This is a genomic window from Massilia sp. TWR1-2-2 (assembly GCF_049897565.1).
Taxonomy (GTDB): Bacteria; Pseudomonadota; Gammaproteobacteria; order Burkholderiales; family Burkholderiaceae_D; genus JAFCUW01.
In genome coordinates, this window is sequence record NZ_JAFCWM010000017.1 from 53,864 (window position 1) to 70,407 (window position 16,544).

15 protein-coding genes and 1 pseudogene are annotated in these 16,544 nt (G+C 65.0%); 6 read left to right on the plus strand and 10 right to left on the minus strand.

What is annotated here, in order from left to right; genetic code table 11:
- Positions 1–104: 104 nt before the first annotated feature.
- From ACP7DD_RS17100 to ACP7DD_RS17120, 5 genes and pseudogenes are all read left to right on the plus strand, one after another.
- The gene (locus ACP7DD_RS17100; protein ID WP_426175999.1) at positions 105–521 is read left to right on the plus strand and encodes a hypothetical protein; all 417 of its coding nucleotides are present in this window, start codon (positions 105–107) and stop codon (positions 519–521) included.
- Between the two features lie 39 nt (positions 522–560).
- Positions 561–1,202: pseudogene (locus ACP7DD_RS17105) on the plus strand (M24 family metallopeptidase); the annotation flags it as partial.
- Positions 1,196–2,284 carry a galactokinase gene (galK, locus tag ACP7DD_RS17110; protein ID WP_426176000.1) on the plus strand — a complete coding sequence of 363 codons (1,089 nt, stop codon included), beginning with the start codon at positions 1,196–1,198 and terminating at the stop codon, positions 2,282–2,284. The pseudogene ACP7DD_RS17105 and the gene galK, both read left to right, overlap by 7 nt.
- Positions 2,281–4,077: a glycoside hydrolase family 2 protein gene (locus tag ACP7DD_RS17115; protein ID WP_426176001.1), complete on the plus strand. Its 1,797-nt coding sequence runs from the start codon at positions 2,281–2,283 to the stop codon at positions 4,075–4,077. Before galK ends, ACP7DD_RS17115 begins: the two co-directional genes overlap by 4 nt.
- Before the next feature lie 91 nt (positions 4,078–4,168).
- The gene (locus ACP7DD_RS17120) at positions 4,169–6,808 is read left to right on the plus strand and encodes an NAD(P)-binding protein (RefSeq protein WP_426176002.1); all 2,640 of its coding nucleotides are present in this window, start codon (positions 4,169–4,171) and stop codon (positions 6,806–6,808) included.
- 670 nt (positions 6,809–7,478) lie between these two features.
- On the opposite strand, the gene ACP7DD_RS17125 is transcribed toward ACP7DD_RS17120, so the two are convergent.
- The 9 genes from ACP7DD_RS17125 to ACP7DD_RS17165 form a co-directional block, all read right to left on the minus strand.
- Positions 7,479–8,093 (minus strand): hypothetical protein, encoded by a 615-nt coding sequence (locus ACP7DD_RS17125; protein WP_426176003.1) that lies wholly within the window; start codon positions 8,091–8,093, stop codon positions 7,479–7,481.
- 581 nt (positions 8,094–8,674) lie between these two features.
- The gene (locus ACP7DD_RS17130; protein WP_426176004.1) at positions 8,675–9,070 is read right to left on the minus strand and encodes a VanZ family protein; all 396 of its coding nucleotides are present in this window, start codon (positions 9,068–9,070) and stop codon (positions 8,675–8,677) included.
- 88 nt (positions 9,071–9,158) lie between these two features.
- Entirely contained in the window at positions 9,159–9,485 is a 327-nt protein-coding gene (locus ACP7DD_RS17135) for a hypothetical protein (protein WP_426176005.1), read from the minus strand.
- 511 nt (positions 9,486–9,996) lie between these two features.
- Positions 9,997–10,422: an organic hydroperoxide resistance protein gene (locus ACP7DD_RS17140; protein ID WP_426176006.1), complete on the minus strand. Its 426-nt coding sequence runs from the start codon at positions 10,420–10,422 to the stop codon at positions 9,997–9,999.
- 121 nt (positions 10,423–10,543) lie between these two features.
- The gene (locus ACP7DD_RS17145; RefSeq protein WP_426176007.1) at positions 10,544–11,032 is read right to left on the minus strand and encodes a MarR family winged helix-turn-helix transcriptional regulator; all 489 of its coding nucleotides are present in this window, start codon (positions 11,030–11,032) and stop codon (positions 10,544–10,546) included.
- Entirely contained in the window at positions 11,029–11,793 is a 765-nt protein-coding gene (locus ACP7DD_RS17150; RefSeq protein ID WP_426176008.1) for an SDR family NAD(P)-dependent oxidoreductase, read from the minus strand. The genes ACP7DD_RS17145 and ACP7DD_RS17150 overlap by 4 nt, the downstream gene beginning before the upstream one ends.
- Before the next feature lie 79 nt (positions 11,794–11,872).
- Positions 11,873–12,385 carry a TPM domain-containing protein gene (locus tag ACP7DD_RS17155; protein ID WP_426176009.1) on the minus strand — a complete coding sequence of 171 codons (513 nt, stop codon included), beginning with the start codon at positions 12,383–12,385 and terminating at the stop codon, positions 11,873–11,875.
- Entirely contained in the window at positions 12,385–13,182 is a 798-nt protein-coding gene (locus tag ACP7DD_RS17160) for a TPM domain-containing protein (protein WP_426176046.1), read from the minus strand. Before ACP7DD_RS17160 ends, ACP7DD_RS17155 begins: the two co-directional genes overlap by 1 nt.
- A gap of 4 nt (positions 13,183–13,186) precedes the next feature.
- Positions 13,187–13,744 (minus strand): LemA family protein, encoded by a 558-nt coding sequence (locus tag ACP7DD_RS17165; protein WP_426176047.1) that lies wholly within the window; start codon positions 13,742–13,744, stop codon positions 13,187–13,189.
- 205 nt (positions 13,745–13,949) lie between these two features.
- On the opposite strand from ACP7DD_RS17165, the gene pyrF reads away from it, so the two are divergent.
- On the plus strand, positions 13,950–14,768 hold the full coding sequence (pyrF, locus tag ACP7DD_RS17170; RefSeq protein ID WP_426176010.1) for an orotidine-5'-phosphate decarboxylase: 819 nt from the start codon (positions 13,950–13,952) through the stop codon (positions 14,766–14,768).
- A 44-nt stretch (positions 14,769–14,812) separates the two neighbouring features.
- Here pyrF and sbcB read toward each other — a convergent pair whose 3' ends face one another.
- Complete coding sequence (gene sbcB / locus ACP7DD_RS17175; RefSeq protein WP_426176011.1) at positions 14,813–16,258, minus strand: exodeoxyribonuclease I; 1,446 nt, start codon at positions 16,256–16,258, stop codon at positions 14,813–14,815.
- Between the last annotated feature and the right edge of the window lie 286 nt (positions 16,259–16,544).

Genomic DNA, 16,544 nt, shown 5'->3' on the forward strand with positions numbered 1-16,544 from the left:
ATGCCTATGCACATTCTCGAAACGACGACGCCAGATGGCCGCTTGCTAACACTGTTCGGTTCTCAGCCGATCGCGCCGGAACTGCAGGCGCTGAAGGACGCGGCATGAGTGGCGCTCCCGATCACCGCGCGGCCGAGGTGGCCACCAAGCTGGCGCTGGCGCGAGGCTGGCTCGACGACAGCGGCGCCGCTGCGTTGCGGCTGCGCGGCGTCGACTGGTTCGCCTGGATCACCGCCGGCGGCAGCGGCGCCTTGGCGCTGGCGGGCGCGACGGGCGTAGCCGAAGTGCTGGTGACCGCCGGCGACGCCTGCATCCTGACCGACGAAGTCGAGGCCGAGCGGCTGGGCACCGAAGAGGTGCCGCCCGGCTTTTCATTCCACGTCACGCCGTGGTCGGACACCGACTGGCGCGATCAGTTCGTGGCGGGCGCGGCGGAACGGGCGCCGGTAGTCAGCGACCTTCCGGCCGCTGGAGAACAGCCGCTGCCGCAGTTTGCCCGCCAGCAGCGGCTGCGGCTCTAGCCCGGCGAGCAGCCGCGCTACCGCGCGCTTGGCGCCGACGCCGCGCTGGCGATGAGCGAAGCGATGCGCGCCGCCCGGCCCGGCTGGACCGAGTATGGGCTGGCCGGCGAAGGCGCGCGTGCCCTCTGGCGGCGTGGCATCGATCCGGCGCTGGTGATGGCGGCCGGCGCACGCCGGCTGGCGCGCTACCGGCATCCGACGGCGTCGGCCGAACCGCTCGGCGAACGGGCGATGCTGTCGTTCAGCGCCCGGCGCCACGGTCTGCACGCCAACCTGACCCGCTTCTTCACATTTGGCGCGGCGCCCGTTGCGCAGGCCGAACTGATGACGGTGGAGGCGACGGCGCTAGCCACCTGCGCGCCCGGCAACTCGCTGGCGGCGGTCTATCACGCGCTGCTGCAGGCCTACCGGCATGCCGGCCACGACGAGGCGCTGGGCGCTGCGCCGCAGGGCGGCGTCGCCGGCTACCAGGCGCTCGAAGTCGTCGCCACCGCCAGCAGTGCGCTGCAGCTGGAGGCGGGCATGGCCGTGGCGTTCAACCCCGGCTTGCAATGCATCAGGCTGGAAGACACGTTCCTGATTGGCCAGCACGGGCCGGAAAACCTGACGCTCGATCCGGCCTGGCCGGCGGCGCTGGTGCAGGGGCGCAGCCGCCCGCTGTGGCTGGAAGCGGCGTGCTGACCCTGGCGACGTTTTTCGGCGGCCCGCCCGACGTGCACGCGTCGGCGCCGGGGCGAGTCAACCTGCTCGGCGAGCACACCGACTATAACGACGGCTTCATGCTGCCGGTGGCAACGCCGCAACAGACTGAAGTGGCGATGAGCATCAGCGAGGACCGGCTGTTCCATGTGTATTCGGCCACGCTGGACGAGGGCGTCGCGTACGCCGGCGACGACCATCCGCCGGCCGGCTTCGCCCGCTATATCGACGGCTGCATCCGGTTGGTGGAGGCTAGCGGCGTGGTGGTGCCGCCGCTGCGCGTGTATGTCAGCACCGACCTGCCGGTCGGCGCCGGCCTGTCGAGCAGCGCCGCGCTGGAAGTGGCGACGTTGCGGGCCTTGCGCAGCCTGTTCGCGTTCGAGCTCGACGACGTCGCGCTGGCGCGCATTGCCCAGCGCGCCGAGATCGAGTATGCCGAAGTGAACTGCGGCATCATGGACCAGATGGCGTCCAGCCTGGCCGACCAGCGCCACATGCTGTTCATCGACGCCCGCACCCTGGCGCACCGGCTGCAGCCGCTACCGCCAGGCAGCGCGCTGATCGTCATCGACTCGGGCGTGCCGCGCACGCTGGCGGCGAGCCGGTACAACGAGCGGCGCGCCGAGTGCGAGCAGGCGGCGCACCTGCTCGGCGTGGCGGCCTTGCGCGACGTCGCCGATCCGGCCCGGGTCGACACCTTGCCGGCGCCGTTGCGGCAGCGTGCGCGCCATGTCGTACGCGAAAACCTGCGCGTGCTCGAGGCGGCCGCCGGCGTGTCGGCGCCGCGCTTCGGCCAGCTGATGGACGCCTCGCACGCCAGCTTGCGCGACGACTACGAAGTGTCGATCGACGCGCTCGACGAACTGGCCGCGGCGCTGCGCGCGATGCCGGACGTCTACGGCGCGCGCCTGACCGGCGCCGGCTTTGGCGGCGCCTGCGTCGCGCTCGGGCGCGAAGGCCACGCGGCGGCGGCGGCGCAAGCGGCGCTGGCGCTGTACAACTCCGCAGGCAGGCAGGGCCGCATCCTGATCCCGCTGCCGGCGCAACTGGAGCCTTCACAATGAATCAATTCGAATATCCGCGGCCCCAGCTGGTGCGCGACCATTGGATCAGCCTGAACGGGCCATGGCGCTTCATGTACGACGACGAGCGCCGCTGCCAGATGCCGAACTGCGTCGACGGCTGGACCCACGAGATCGTGGTGCCGTTCGCGCCGGAAACGAAGGCCAGCGGCATCGGCGACACCGGCTTTCATACGGTCTGCTGGTACCAGCGCCAGTTCACGTTGCAGCCCGGCAGCGGACGCACAATCCTGCACTTCGGCGCGATCGACTACAGCGCCCGGGTGTGGGTCAACGATCACCTGGTGGCCGAACATGAAGGCGGCCACACGCCGATCCACGCCGACATCACCGCGGTCATGAACAGCAACGGCGCGCAGGTCGTTACCGTGATGGTCGAGGACGATCCGCACGACCTGGCCAAGCCGCGCGGCAAGCAGGACTGGCTGCTCGAGCCGCACTCGATCTGGTATCCGCGCACCACCGGCATCTGGCAGCCGGTCTGGCTCGAACAGGTAGCCTCGACCTACATCAACGTGCTGCGCTGGACGCCGATTTTTGAAACCTACGAGATTGGCTGCGAAGTGTTTGCCATCGGTGAAATCGAAGAAGACCTGTTTGTCGAAGTGAAGATCTGGCATGGCGGCGAGTTGCTGGCGGACGACCACTACAAGCTGCTCGGCCACGAAGCGAACCGCAAGATTGCGCTGTCGGACCCTGGCATCGACGATTCGCGCAACGAGCTGCTGTGGAGCCCTGAACGGCCGACCTTGCTCGAAGCCGAGGTCACCCTGTACCACGACGATCAAGTGCTCGACCGCGTGACGTCGTACACGGCGATGCGTTCGGTGGCGATCAACCGCGACCGCTTCATGCTCAACGGCCGCGCCTATCCGTTGCGCCTGGTGCTCGACCAGGGTTACTGGCCGGATAGCCTGATGACGGCGCCGTCGGACGCGGCACTGCGCCGCGACGTCGAGCTGGCCAAGGCGATGGGTTTTAACGGCGTGCGCAAGCACCAGAAGATCGAGGATCCGCGCTACCTGTACTGGGCCGACAAGCTGGGCCTGCTGGTATGGGAGGAAATGCCGTCGCCGTACCGCTTCAGCCCGAAGGCGATCAGCCGCATCGTCAAGGAATGGACCGAGGCGCTCGAGCGCGACTTCAGCCACCCCTGCGTCATTGTCTGGGTGCCGTTCAACGAATCGTGGGGCGTGCCAAACCTGACGTTGACGCAGGCCCACCGCAACGCGGTCGAGGCGCTGTACCACCTGACGCGCACGCTCGACGCCACCCGACCGGTGATCGGCAATGACGGCTGGGAGGCGTCGGCGACCGACATTCTCGGCATCCACGACTACGACTGCGATCCGGACCGGCTGGCCGCCCGCTATGCCGTCAGCGACCCGGTGCGCACCTTGTTCGATCAGCGCCGGCCAGGCGGACGCATCCTGACCCTGGATGGCTTTCCGCACCGCGGCCAGCCGATCGTGCTGACCGAATTCGGCGGCATTGCGTTCGATCCGCAAATTAGCGGCACGGCCACGTGGGGCTATTCGCGCGCGCACACGGCGGAGACCTTCCTCGATCTGTACCGCGACCTGCTATTTGCCGTCAACAACACCTTCATGTTCAGCGGTTTTTGCTACACCCAGTTTGCCGACACGTTCCAGGAAGCGAACGGCTTGCTGTGCGCCGACCGCACGCCGAAGGTGCCGCTCGACCAGATTTACGCGGCCACCCGCGGCGTCAAATATTTACACACAGGGGAGGGGCCGGGACCCGGTGGTGCCTGAGCCGCCCGGCGGCGGCCGCTGGCCCCAGGTCCCTTGCAGCAAGTCATTCTTCAGATCACGCGACGCCCGCAAGGGGCGAAAAGGAGCAAGCATGAAAACGATCGTCGTCTTTTGTCACCTGCGCTGGGACTTCGTCTACCAGCGGCCGCAACAGTTACTGACGCGGCTGGCGCAACATTACCGCATCTTGTACGTCGAGGAGCCGGTGTTCGATGACGCCGCGCCCTTCATGGAACAGACCAGTCCGGCCCCGAATGTGACGGTCTGCCGCGCCCATACGCCGATCCTGGCCGGCGGCTTCCACGACGATCAGATTCCGCTGCTGCAGCCGCTGCTGGCGGACCTGGTACCGCCAGGCGAGCAACCGATCGCCTGGTTTTACACACCGATGGCGCTGCCGCTGCTGCAACAACTGCAGGCGAGCCTGGTGGTGTATGACTGCATGGATGAACTGGCGGCGTTCAAGAATCCGCCGAAGCAAGTGCTGCAGCGCGAAAGCGCGCTGCTGAACCTGGCCGACCTGGTGTTCGCCGGCGGCCCCAGCCTGTACGAGGCCAAGCGCGAGCGCCATGCCAACGCCCACTGCTTTCCGAGCAGTGTCGACGGCGCCCATTTCGGCCAGGCTCTGGCGCGCGCGGCGAGCCATCCGGCGCAGCGACATATCCCCCATCCGCGGCTTGGCTTCTATGGCGTCATCGATGAACGTTTCGACGCCGCACTGACGGCGGCGCTGGCCGATGCGCACCCGGAGTGGCAGATCGTACTGGTCGGCCCGGTGCTCAAGGTCGATCTCGCCAGCCTGCCGAGCCGGCCCAACATCCATTACCTGGGCCAGCAGCCGTACCAGGCGCTGCCGCAAATGCTGGCCGGCTGGGACGTCTGCCTGCTGCCGTTTGCACTGAACGAGGCGACCCGTTTCATCAGCCCGACCAAGGTGCTGGAATACATGGCCGCTGAATTGCCGAGCGTGAGCACGCCGATTGCCGACGTCGTCGAGCCATATGGCCACGTCGTCGCGATCGCCGCCGGCGCCGCCGAATTCATCGCCGCCTGCGAGGCCGCGCTGGCGATGACGCCGGAACAGCTCGAAGCGCAGCGGGCATCCATGCGCGCCATCGTTGCCAGCACGTCGTGGGAGGTGACGGCCGACGCCATGCGTGAATTGTTGATCAGCACGGCGCCGCGTCAGGCGCCGGCGCGCTTCGCGGCGCGCGGCGCAAACGGCGCCGCCGCCACGGCCGCCGCCGCATCGCCGAAAGTCAATCCCTTGCGTTCCCAGGGTGGCGCGCAGAACGTGCGCACCGTTATCGTCGGCGCCGGGCCGACCGGGCTGTCGGCGGCCTACCACTTGCGCGAAGGCGCCGTATTGCTCGACAAGAACGCCAATGTCGGCGGCTGGTGCCGTTCGATCGACGACCACGGCTTTACGTTCGACTACGCCGGCCACATCATGTTCTCGAACGACCAGTATGTCCTCAAGCTGTATCAGCGTTTACTGGGCGATAACGTGCACTGGCAGGACCGTGAAGCGTGGATTTACAGCAAGCAGGTGTACACGCGCTACCCGTTCCAGGGTGCCTTGTACGGCTTGCCGCCGAAGGTGATCAGCGAATGCATCGTTGGCGCCGTCGAAGCGCGTTTCGGGGCGCTCGAATCGGTCGGCAGCGCCTCTGCAGGCACGGCAGCGCCCGTCAAGCCGATCGACGATTGCTGCGCCGACGGCACCGCCGGTGTTGCCAATACGACCGCCATCGCGCCGCGCAAACGCGACACCCAGAACTTCGAGGAATTCATTTACAAGGTATGGGGGAAGGGCATCGCCAAACACTTTGCCATTCCATACAACCGCAAGCTGTGGACGCTGCCGCTGACAGAGATGGAAACGTCGTGGCTGGGCGGTCGGGTGCCGCTGCCCGACCTCGAACAGATCATCGAAGGCGCGCTTGAGCCAGTGGCCAAGCCGATGGGCCCGAACGCGCGTTTCGGCTACCCGCTGCGCGGAGGCTTTCAGGCGCTGATGGAAGGGTTCCTGCCGCACATTATGGGCAAGCTCGAATTGGGCGCGGAGGCGGCGCAATTGCTGCCGCGCGAACATGTGCTGGTGATGGCCGATGGCAGCCGCTACCGTTACGAACATCTGGTCAGCACCATGCCGTTGCCCGAACTGGTCAAACTGGCCGGCGCCGAAGTGCCGGAAGAGGTGCGCGCCGCCGCACGGGGCCTGCGCCATTTGTCGGTGCGCTGTGTCAATCTCGGCGTGGCGCGCGAGAAGCTGACCGACAAGCACTGGATCTACTATCCGGAAGAGACGATATTCCACCGCATTTTCGTGCAGGGGAATGCCAGCCCGCATTGCAACCCGCCAGGCGGCTTCGGCTTGACGTGCGAGATTTCGTATTCGCCGTGGAAGTCGCTGCCGGTCGATGGCCAGGAACTGATCGAGCGCTGCATCCAGGATTGCATCGACGTGACGATGCTGCGGCCGGACGACAAGATCATCACCGCCAACATGGTCGACATGCCGTACGCGTATGTTGTCTACGACCACGCGCGCGCCGCCAATGTGGAACTGGTGAAGGCCTGGCTGGCCCGCTACGACATCATCCTGGCGGGACGTTACAGCGAGTGGGAATATTACAACTCGGACCACGCATTCTTGGCCGGCAAGAAAGCTGCCGAGACCGTACTGGCGCAACGCGCGGACAGGGCGAAGACGGTCGGTTCAGACTGATGTGCAGCGGCTTCGACCGAGGCCGGCGATCAAATTGCCGGCATGCGTCAAGTTCTGGCCGGTCTCTTGGGCAGGGCTGTTCGGCTCGCGCCGGTCACAACTAGCGGTACTTCATGCGAGGAGATGACCCGTGTTGCGCTAGCGTGCATGACAGCTTTGCCTGTTGCGCGAAACTCGGGTGATGCGGGGATCAACTTCCGCGCCTCACCCGATCTCCCTTTTAGGGCAGGGGCCTGGGTGCGCGCCTGCCCGCGGCTCGGGTGGTGCGCCGCGGCAGTCGACTCCATCATCTGCGTCGTGACTGCTTATAAACCGTCATCTGTGTCGCACGTGCTCACCGTCTCGACTGCTCCCAAAAATTAATCTGCTTTCGCGACTGTTTACAAGCCATGATCTGCGCCGGGACTGCTCACGAACATCATCTGCATTGCGACTGCTCACTCGCCATCATCTGCGTGGCGAGTGCTTGCAAGCCGGTCCCTTGCGCACGGCACGTGACGGCGGTTAGTGGGCGCATCGCGCAATCGGCAAACAAGTACGCGACTTCATCGCCAAAACCAGAATGGACCGTTGATCTGCTTGACCGCGGACCCGCTTCCCCTGCATGCGTGACCCGCGCGACGCCGGCCCGCATGCCGCTGCTGGGAAGCGGATGCCGTAGCCGCTCGCGTCAGTGGGAGATCGCGCCGTCGGTCATATTGACCCGGTCGCCCATGCGGTAGGTTGGAGGAGTTGCCTGGGTCACGACCAGGGTCGTGCCATCGTCCATGCGCAGCGTGACGCGGTACATTCTGTCCTCGCCCATCGACGATGAGCCGGTGGAGCCGGTGCCGCCGCTGCTGCCAACCGCGCCCGTACCGCTTTTGGGCACCGCTTCAATTGCCATCACCATGGCGTTGGGCGCCATCGTGCCGGCAGAAGACGAGCCGGTCGGCGGAGTTTGTTGCGACTGGCCAGCCGCACTGCCGCTGGCGGTGCCCGCCATGCCGCCTGCGCCACCTTCGGTTCCCATGGTGCTGGTCGAACCAGTGGTGCCAGTGCCGGTGGTGGTGCCCGAGCCGCTGGTGCCGCCACTCCCAGTGCTGCTACCGCTGCCCATGCTGCTGCCACTGCCGCTGCCGCTGGTGCCGCTGCCGATGCTGCTGCTGCCGCCGCCACCGCTGCTGGTGCCGCTACCCGTGGCGCCTGAGCCATCGTCCGACATCTTTCCGCGCATCGTGCCGCAGCCTGCCAGCGCCAGTGCCAGCATGCCCGCCAGTACCGCGCTCTGTTGTTTTCGATTCATGATCAACTCCTTATATTTGATGTCTTACAGTGGGTGTGTGCGTGACGTGCCGCTTGCCACGAGGGTAAGAGGGGCGAACCGCGCGTACGTTCGGCGGCACCGGGCAGCACCTGACGCAAATCAAACGAAGCTTGTCTCGTTCTGGTTGCTGCCACCGTGTTGCGGCCGAAGTCTGATCGACATGTTGCAAGTCCTCGGACGCACCGCCGCGATTTCTAGTTCTGAACGCTTCCTGCCCCTGCGCCGGTAGTGCTCCTGGCAGTCGTGTTGCCAGCGCCGGCATCACCGGTACTGGCGGCCGGAGGCGTTCCGGCGCTTGGACTTGCGGCCGGGCTGGTGCCGCTGGTGTTTCTCCAGGGGAGATAGCTGCACGCCGCCAGCGATAGCGCCAGCAGGCCCAGGATCACGCTTTGTGTACGCTTCATATTCAACTCCTCGATTGTTGGTGTTTTCGATGTGTGTGCGTGACGATGCCGCGTGCCACTGGAGTAAGAGGGGCGAATCGGCGCGATGTTCCGGCTGAGCGGAGGCCGCGTGAGGCAGATCAAACTGTCGAGCAGTTAGTTTCTGGCTGTTAATGTTTAGCGCGTGCTTGGCGTGTTGGGCAGGACGGCCCACAGCAGGGCGGAGGTGACGGTTGCGGCGCTGCAATCGACCAGCCAGTCACCGATCGAGGCGCCCCGATAAGGAAACATGCTTTGCAGCAGTTCGTCGCCGGCGCCCATCAGTGCAATCGTCAGCAGCGCTTTCAGCGCGCGCCTGCGCATGCTGCCTTCGCTGCCGGCAAACACAAGGAACGTCAGGCCGGCATAAGCCAGCGAGTGCAACACCACGCCGGTGGCGTACTGGCCGATTTCGGCACGGGCGCCGGGAATCGAGCCCATCACCAGGATTGCCGCATAGATCAGCAGCGCGCACAGATAGCGCAGTTTGCGCAGCTTCGGGTCAAGTACGAGCAGGGAAACGAGGGCGTGCATCACGGCAACCGGGGCGAAAGCGACAAGGATAGCATGTCGCCGCGAACGCCCTGGCGGGGCGGACGGCTTGTTGCCGCCGGCTCGGTAATCAGATTGTCAACGCACTGGCGCCGTTGGGATAATGGGCGTCAAAACAGCCGTGGCAGCTGGCGCAGAACAGGTGGGCGGACCGCACGCTACGTTGGCGCAGCACCAATTTCAGGTGGGTTTGGGCGCACTTTGGGCAGGATTCGCGAATGCTGCCGCAGGTGGTCAGGTTGATGGGCGTATCGTCGTCGTCGAGATGATCGATGGCGGCGCGCGGATCGAGTTCAGTCAGGATCAGGCGATCTTCATCGCGTGGCTGGCGCCGGCTGTGAACCGGAATGGATTCACTCGCGTGGTTCGATGTTGTTTCATAGGCGAGAAAGCTCATTCGATAGACTCCCTTTACTTCCAGGTGTTGATAGATAAACCAGTCGGAGGAACTTCATCATAGTAGATGCTGCGCCAGGTTCAAGCTGTTAATCCTGCTATCTAGCTGATGTGTCTCAAAGCGGGTTGCTCGAAAAAAAAATGCCCACCGGCTAAGGCGGGCAAACCCAAGATCGGGCCAAGAGAGGGGAAACCGGAGTGGCGTGCCGCCGTTAGAGGAAGACACGCCTGGCTGCGATCACGCATATCGGTTGCGTGTATGCAGGTGAATTAAGTATAGGGAGCGCGTGTGACGCGGGCATGACAATGATCAAACGTGCATCGCTTTGCTGGCGAACCAACTGGGCTGAATTTTGTCGCAGCCGGCGCCGGACAAAAAAAAGCCCGCTGGTGAAAGCGGGCTGAAGACTATTTTCTTGGAGGAGAATAGTGGAGACAAGGCAGAGTATGCTGCAGTGCCACATATATGTCCAATTGTAAATTTAGATATCTGACATATAAAATAGCTATAACTACTGTGGATTCACCGCGATAGTGACTTCGACATTGCCGCGCGTCGCGTTCGAGTAGGGGCAAACCTCGTGCGCCTTGGCAACGACCGCTTCGGCCGCAGCTTGGTCTATGCCAGGAGTGGACACCGTCAACGTCACTGCCAGGCCGAAACCGCCGGCGCCGTTCGGGCCGATGCCGACCTGGGCGCCAACACTGGCCGTCGCCGGCAGCGGGGTCTTCAGGGAACCGCCGACGAGCTTCATCGCCGACAGGAAGCACGCCGCGTAACCGGCCGCAAACAACTGCTCAGGATTGGTGCCTTCGCCGCCCGCACCGCCGAGTTGCTTCGGGGTCGACAGCGCCACGTCGAGCACCGTGTCGCTGGAAGTGGCGCGGCCGTCTCGGCCTCCGGTGGCGGTAGCTTGTGCGGTGTAAAGAACTTGCATGGATGACTCCTGGAGTATGGGGGAAGGCAGATGCGACTGCCAATGAAGCTATGGTATAGAGCAATTAAATTGTGTGCAATCTATTTATCGCTATCAGCGCCATAGGCATTGCCATCGGTGCTCACACGCTGTCGTCGATCGACTTGAACAAGGCGTCGCGCACCGCCGACAGTTCAGCGCGCAGGCACCCGAGCGCGGCCGCTTCCTGGCCACTGGCACACAGCAACTGTTCCGGGATCGGCAGCGCCTTGGTGCGCAGCGCACGGCCCGCGGCGCTGAGCGAGATGCGCACCTGGCGCTCATCGTGCTGGTCGCGGTTGCGATCGACCAGGCCGTTCGCCTCGAGCCGTTTGAGCAGCGGGGTCAGGGTGCCGGAGTCGAGAAACAGGCGGGCGCCGATGTCCTTGACGAGGATGCCATCCTGTTCCCATAGCACCAGCATCACCAGGTATTGCGGGTACGTCAGGCCGAGGCCGTCGAGCAGCGGCTTGTAGGTGCGCGTGACCGCATGCGAAGCGGAATACAGCGCAAAGCAGAACTGCTTGTCGAGCGCCAGCATCGGCGATGGCGCCGTACCCGCGGCGCCGTCCTGCTTCGGCCGCTTGGTCATGGCTTCACCGGCACCGTGTAGTTCAGCGCCAGCCGGCCGCCGTCGGCGTAGATGGTCTGGCCGGTCATGTAGGAAGCGTCCTCGCTGGCAAGGAAGGCGGCGATCGATGCGACTTCTTCCGGCTCGCCGCAGCGCCCCAGCGGAGTGCGCGACAGGATGGTGTGACGCGCCTCGGGGCTGCCCAGCACGGCTTTCTTGGCCAGCTCGGTGAGGATGGTGCCAGGGCCGATGCCGTTGACGCGGATGCCGTGCGACGCCAGGCTCAGCGCCATGACGCGGGTCAGCTGGTTGACGCCGCCTTTCGAGACGACGTACGGGACCTGGTTCGGAATCGCCAATTCAGAGTTGACGCTGGACATGTTGATGATGCAGCCGCTTTGCTGCTTGACCATCTCGCGCGCCGCTGCCTGGCCGCACAGGAACATCGATTTCAGGTTGATCCGCAGCACGCGGTCGAAATCGTCTTCATCGAGGTCGAGAAAATCGGCGGCGTGGGTGACGCCGGCGTTGTTGACGAGGATGTCGATGCGGCCGAACGCCTGCAAGGTGGCGGCGATCATCGCGTCGACGTCCACTTTCTGGCTGACATCGGCGGCGAAAAAGCGCGCCGCGTCACCGATCTGGGCGGCGGCCTGTTCGCCCTCCGGCCTGATGTCGACCAGCATCACGCGCGCGCCCTCGCGCACCAGGCGCTGTGCGCAGGCCAGGCCGATGCCCTGGGTGGCGCCGGTGACAATCGCAACTTTTTCGGCTAGCTTCATGGATCGCTTTCAAACTGTTCGGTAATAGCGAATTTTACCTACAGCCGGCGACCCATGTGCGGATTTCCTGCAAGGCGACTTACATGAGGATCGGTTGGTCCGACAGTTCGTTGGCGCGATCGCCGTTGGTCGGGAAGTGCTGGCGCAACAGGGCGTTGACATGCTCCACGGCAGCGATGCTGCTGTCGTGGAAATTGCCGCGCCCGAAGCCTTCGGTCATGGCGCGGCACACCGCCTGCCATATGGCGCTGTCGATCTTGCGATTGACGTTGCGGTCCGCCACGATCTCGACCTTGTGTTCGGCCAGGTTCACGTAGATCAGCACGCCGCAGTTGTCTTCGGTATCCCACACGCCGTGCTCGGCAAACAGTGCCAGGGCGCGCTGGCGCGTGGTGACGTCGTCCCAGATGGCGTCGAACGGTATCGAGGCCTCGACGATCAGGCGCAGTTCGCCGCGATGGGTCTGCTCGCCGCCGGTGATGGCGGCCGCAATGGCAGCCAGCGTTTCCTGCGGAAAGGCGCGGCGTCCGACGGCGGCGCTGGTTTTCCAGTGCCGCAAGGCGCGCGACATGCGGTCGATGAAGCTGCTCATCACCAATCCCCCGAGGCGCCGCCGCCGTCGAAACTGCCGCCGCCGCCGGAAAAGCCGCCGCCGCCAAAACCGCCGCCGCCGCCGCCGCCACCACGGCTCAGGCTACCGAGCGCGGTGCCGAGGATAAAGCCGGTTGCGCCGCCGCCCCAGCCGCCGCGCGACAGGCGCGAGCGGCGGGGCCGGAAGATCGACATTAGCACGAAGGCGCCGAACAGCAGCAACGGAATCAGGAAACTGCCGCCTTCCGACTGGGCCTGGCGCTGGCGCTGCTGTTCTGGCGCGGCGGGAAATTGTTCCTGGTTGAGCAGGGTGGCGATCGCGCCGATGCCGGCGACCAGGCCGTCGTAATACTGGTTCTGCTTGAAGTGGGGCGCGATCACATCTTGCAAGATGCGCTTGGACTGGGCGTCGGTCAGCACACCTTGCACGCCGCGGCCGGCTTCGATGCGCAGGCGCCGCAGCGCCGCCGGATTGTCCTTGGCTACGAGCAGCAGCACGCCGTCGTCGACGCCTTTGCGCCCGAGCTTCCAGGCATCGGCCACGCGGATGCTGTACTGCTCAATCTGTTCGGGCTCGGTCGAATTGACCAGCAGCACTGCGATCTGGCTGCCGGTCTTGGTTTCATAGTCGGTCAGCACCGCCTCGAGCTTGTCGCGCTCGCCTGGCCCGAGCATGCCGGCCTGGTCCGTCACATGGCCGGTTAGCGGCGGCACCGCGGCCAGCTGGGCATGGGCGGCGCCGCCACACAGCAGCGACAGCGCCAGCACGGCGGCCCACAGGAAGCGCAACCTCGTCATCATCTTACTTGCCGAAATTAACGGTCGGCGCGGTCGAGATCGCCTTTTCGTTTTCCACCGTGAACGATGGCTTGACCTTGTAGCCGAAGATCATCGCCGTCAGGTTGTTCGGGAAGCTGCGCGTGAGCACGTTATATTCCTGCACCGACGCGATGTAGCGCTGGCGCGCCACGGTGATGCGGTTCTCGGTGCCTTCGAGTTGCGACTGCAGGTCGCGGAAGCTGGCGTCGGCTTTCAAATTCGGGTAGTTCTCGGTCACCACGAGCAGGCGCGACAGTGCGCTCGACAGTTCACCTTGTACCTGCTGGAACTTGGCGAACGCGGCCGGGTCATTGAGCACCTCGGGCGTGACCTGCATGCTGGTGGCGGCGGCGCGCGCCTTGGTCACCGCTTCGAGCGTGTCTTTTTCGTGCGAGGCGTAGCCCTTGACGACGTTGACCAGGTTAGGGATCAGGTCGGCGCGGCGCTGGTACTGGTTGACCACTTCGCTCCACGCGGCCTTGGTCGCTTCGTCCTTGGACTGGAACTGGTTGTAGCCGCAGCCCGAAAGCAGTGCGGACATGAAAGAGAGTGTCAGCAGCAGGCGAGTCCAGCGGGCAAATCCGTGATTGGTCATGATGTCTTTTCCAGGCAAGTTGTCGAATGTATAAAAATATACCCTAAATGATTCGACTGCGCCTGTTCAATAGTGCGCCGCCCGGGGCCGGCTGGCCCGGGTGGACGCGGTACAATGCCGCGTTTGCAAAAAAATGAACGAGGGTCATGCCGTGAATTTCATCAACAAGCTATCCGCCGCATGGGCCGGCAACAATTCCCTGCTGTGCGTCGGGCTCGACCCCGACCTGGGGCGCATTCCGGCGCACTTGCAGCAGCGGCCGGACGCCATTGTCGCGTTCTGCAAGGCGATCATCGATGCGACGGCCGACCTGGCGTGCGCCTTCAAGCCGCAGATCGCCTATTTTGCAGCGCTCGGCGCCGAGGACCAGCTCGAAGAAATCTGCGCCTACCTGCGCCAGCACCATCCGCACATCCCGTTAGTTCTGGACGCCAAGCGCGGCGACATTGGCGCGACCGCCAAGCAATATGCGCGCGAAGCGTACGACCGCTACGGCGCCGACGCGGTCACGCTGAGCCCGTACATGGGCTTCGATTCGGTCGAACCGTATATGGAGTGGAGCGGGCGCGGCCAGATCATCCTGTGCCGCACCTCCAATGCCGGCGGCTCCGACTTGCAGTTTCTCAATGTCGACGGCAAGCCGCTGTACCAGCACGTGGCGGCGCTGGTGGCCGACAAGTGGAACAGCAACGGCCAGTGCGCGCTGGTGGTGGGCGCCACGTTCCCTGAGGAACTGGCGCAGGTGAGGGCGATTGTCGGCGACATGCCGGTATTGGTGCCCGGCATTGGCGCCCAGGGCGGTGACATCGAGGCGACCATCGCAGCCGGCAAGAACGGCGCCGGCGCCGGCATGATGATCAGCTCGTCGCGCGCGATCCTGTATGCAACGCCGGCTGCCGACGAAGACTTCGCCGCGGCCGCCCGCCGCGTCGCGCTGGAAACGCGCGACGCCATCAACCTGCACCGCTAGGCTCGACAAAAAGCTGGGCAGCGTTTTTCCGCCGGCGCGTAGCGCTAGCGCCGGCTCGGCGCGATCGACTCCGCATAATCGTACAGCGCGCCGAGGATGTCTTCGGCGCGCTCATCGGCGTTTTCCGATAGCGCGTCGATCTCGCCGAACAGCTGCTCGATGGTGCGGGCGCCACCGTCGCCGTCGAACAGGCGGGCGGCGCGGTGCTGCTCCCACTGCGTCGACTCGGCCGGAGTGAGCGTGTGCGGAAAATTGCGCGCCCGGTATCGGAAGAACAGCTCCGTCAGGCGCTCGTCGTCGAACGCCGGGCGCACCGCCGCCAGTTTCTCCGGCGTCTCGGCGCGCAGCGACTCGAGCTTGCGGCGATCGTTGTTGCCGACGAAGCCGCCATATAAATCCTCGTCGACATCGGCCGCCGGCGCCGCCGGCCGGCGGTAGACTTCGGCCCAGATGGCAGCCATGTCGGGTCCGGCCGCGGCGGCCTGGGCGTAGGCGCGGCCCTGGTCGAGGTCGATGCCCCAGCGCTGGGCCATTGCAGGATTCAGCGTCTTCAGGTTACCGACAAGCATCGGCGACTTGTTGACGTGCACGCTCTTGATCGGCAGCCGCGTCATCCCTTCCGGCAGGTCGGCACTGCGGCTGAACAGGCGCAGGCGAATGGTGTCGGCGTCGAGCGTGAACAGCTCTGCCGGATCATGGCTGCAATCCCATACCAGCACCTCGTTCGTGTTGGTCGGATGGGTCGCCAGCGGCCACACCAGTGCCAGGCAGCCGCGCTCGGTCGGGAACATGCCGGACACGTGCAGGAACGGCTGGCGCGTGGTCGCTTCCAGGTGCATCCCCATCTCGGAGGAAACCTTGTCCTTCTTGTGCAGCCCTAGGCAGAAATCGAACAGCTTCGGCTGGTGCTCGCGGATCAGGCGCGCCAGCGCGATCGTCGCGCGCACGTCCGACAGCGCATCGTGGGCGGCCTCGTGCAGCAAGCCGTTGGCGCGCGCAAGGTCTTCCAGCCGGAAACTTGGCTTGCCATCCTCGCGCAGCGGCCATTCGATGCCTTCCGGACGCAGCGCGTACGTCATGCGGATGACGTCGAGCAAGTCCCAGCGGCCGCAATTGTTTTGCCACTCGCGCGCATACGGATCGATCAGGTTACGCCAGAACAAGTGGCGGGTGATCTCGTCGTCGAAGCGGATGGTGTTGTAGCCGACGCCGATCGTGCCCGGCTGGCTGAACGCGGCCTCGACCGTCTTGGCGAACTGGTGCTCGGGCACGCCCCATTCAAGGCACTGCTGCGGCGTGATGCCGGTAATCAGGCACGACTGCGGATCGGGCAAAAAATCGGGCGCCGGCTGGCAATACAGCATGATCGGGTCGCCGATTTCGTTCAGGTTCGCGTCGGTGCGGATCGCGGCGAACTGGGCGGGTCGGTCGCGACGCGGCACGGCGCCAAAAGTTTCGTAGTCGTGCCAAAGAAAGGTATGGGTCGTCATGTATGTCAGTCGGTGGGCGCGGTCGCGCGGCGGCTCGTATGGTGTCACAAAAACGGCCGGCGCGGCGTCGGTGGCGCCAAGTTTCGGCCAACGGATCGGGGTCAGACCTAGGTCTGACCCCAAATTTACAGGTCGTCATGTATGTCAGTCGGTGGGCGCGGTCGCGCGGCGGCTCGTATGGTGTCACAAAAATGGCCGGCGCGGCGTCGGTGGCGCCAAGTTTCGGCCAACGGATCGGGGTCAGACCTAGGTCTGACCCCAAATTTAGACCTAGGTCTGACCCCAA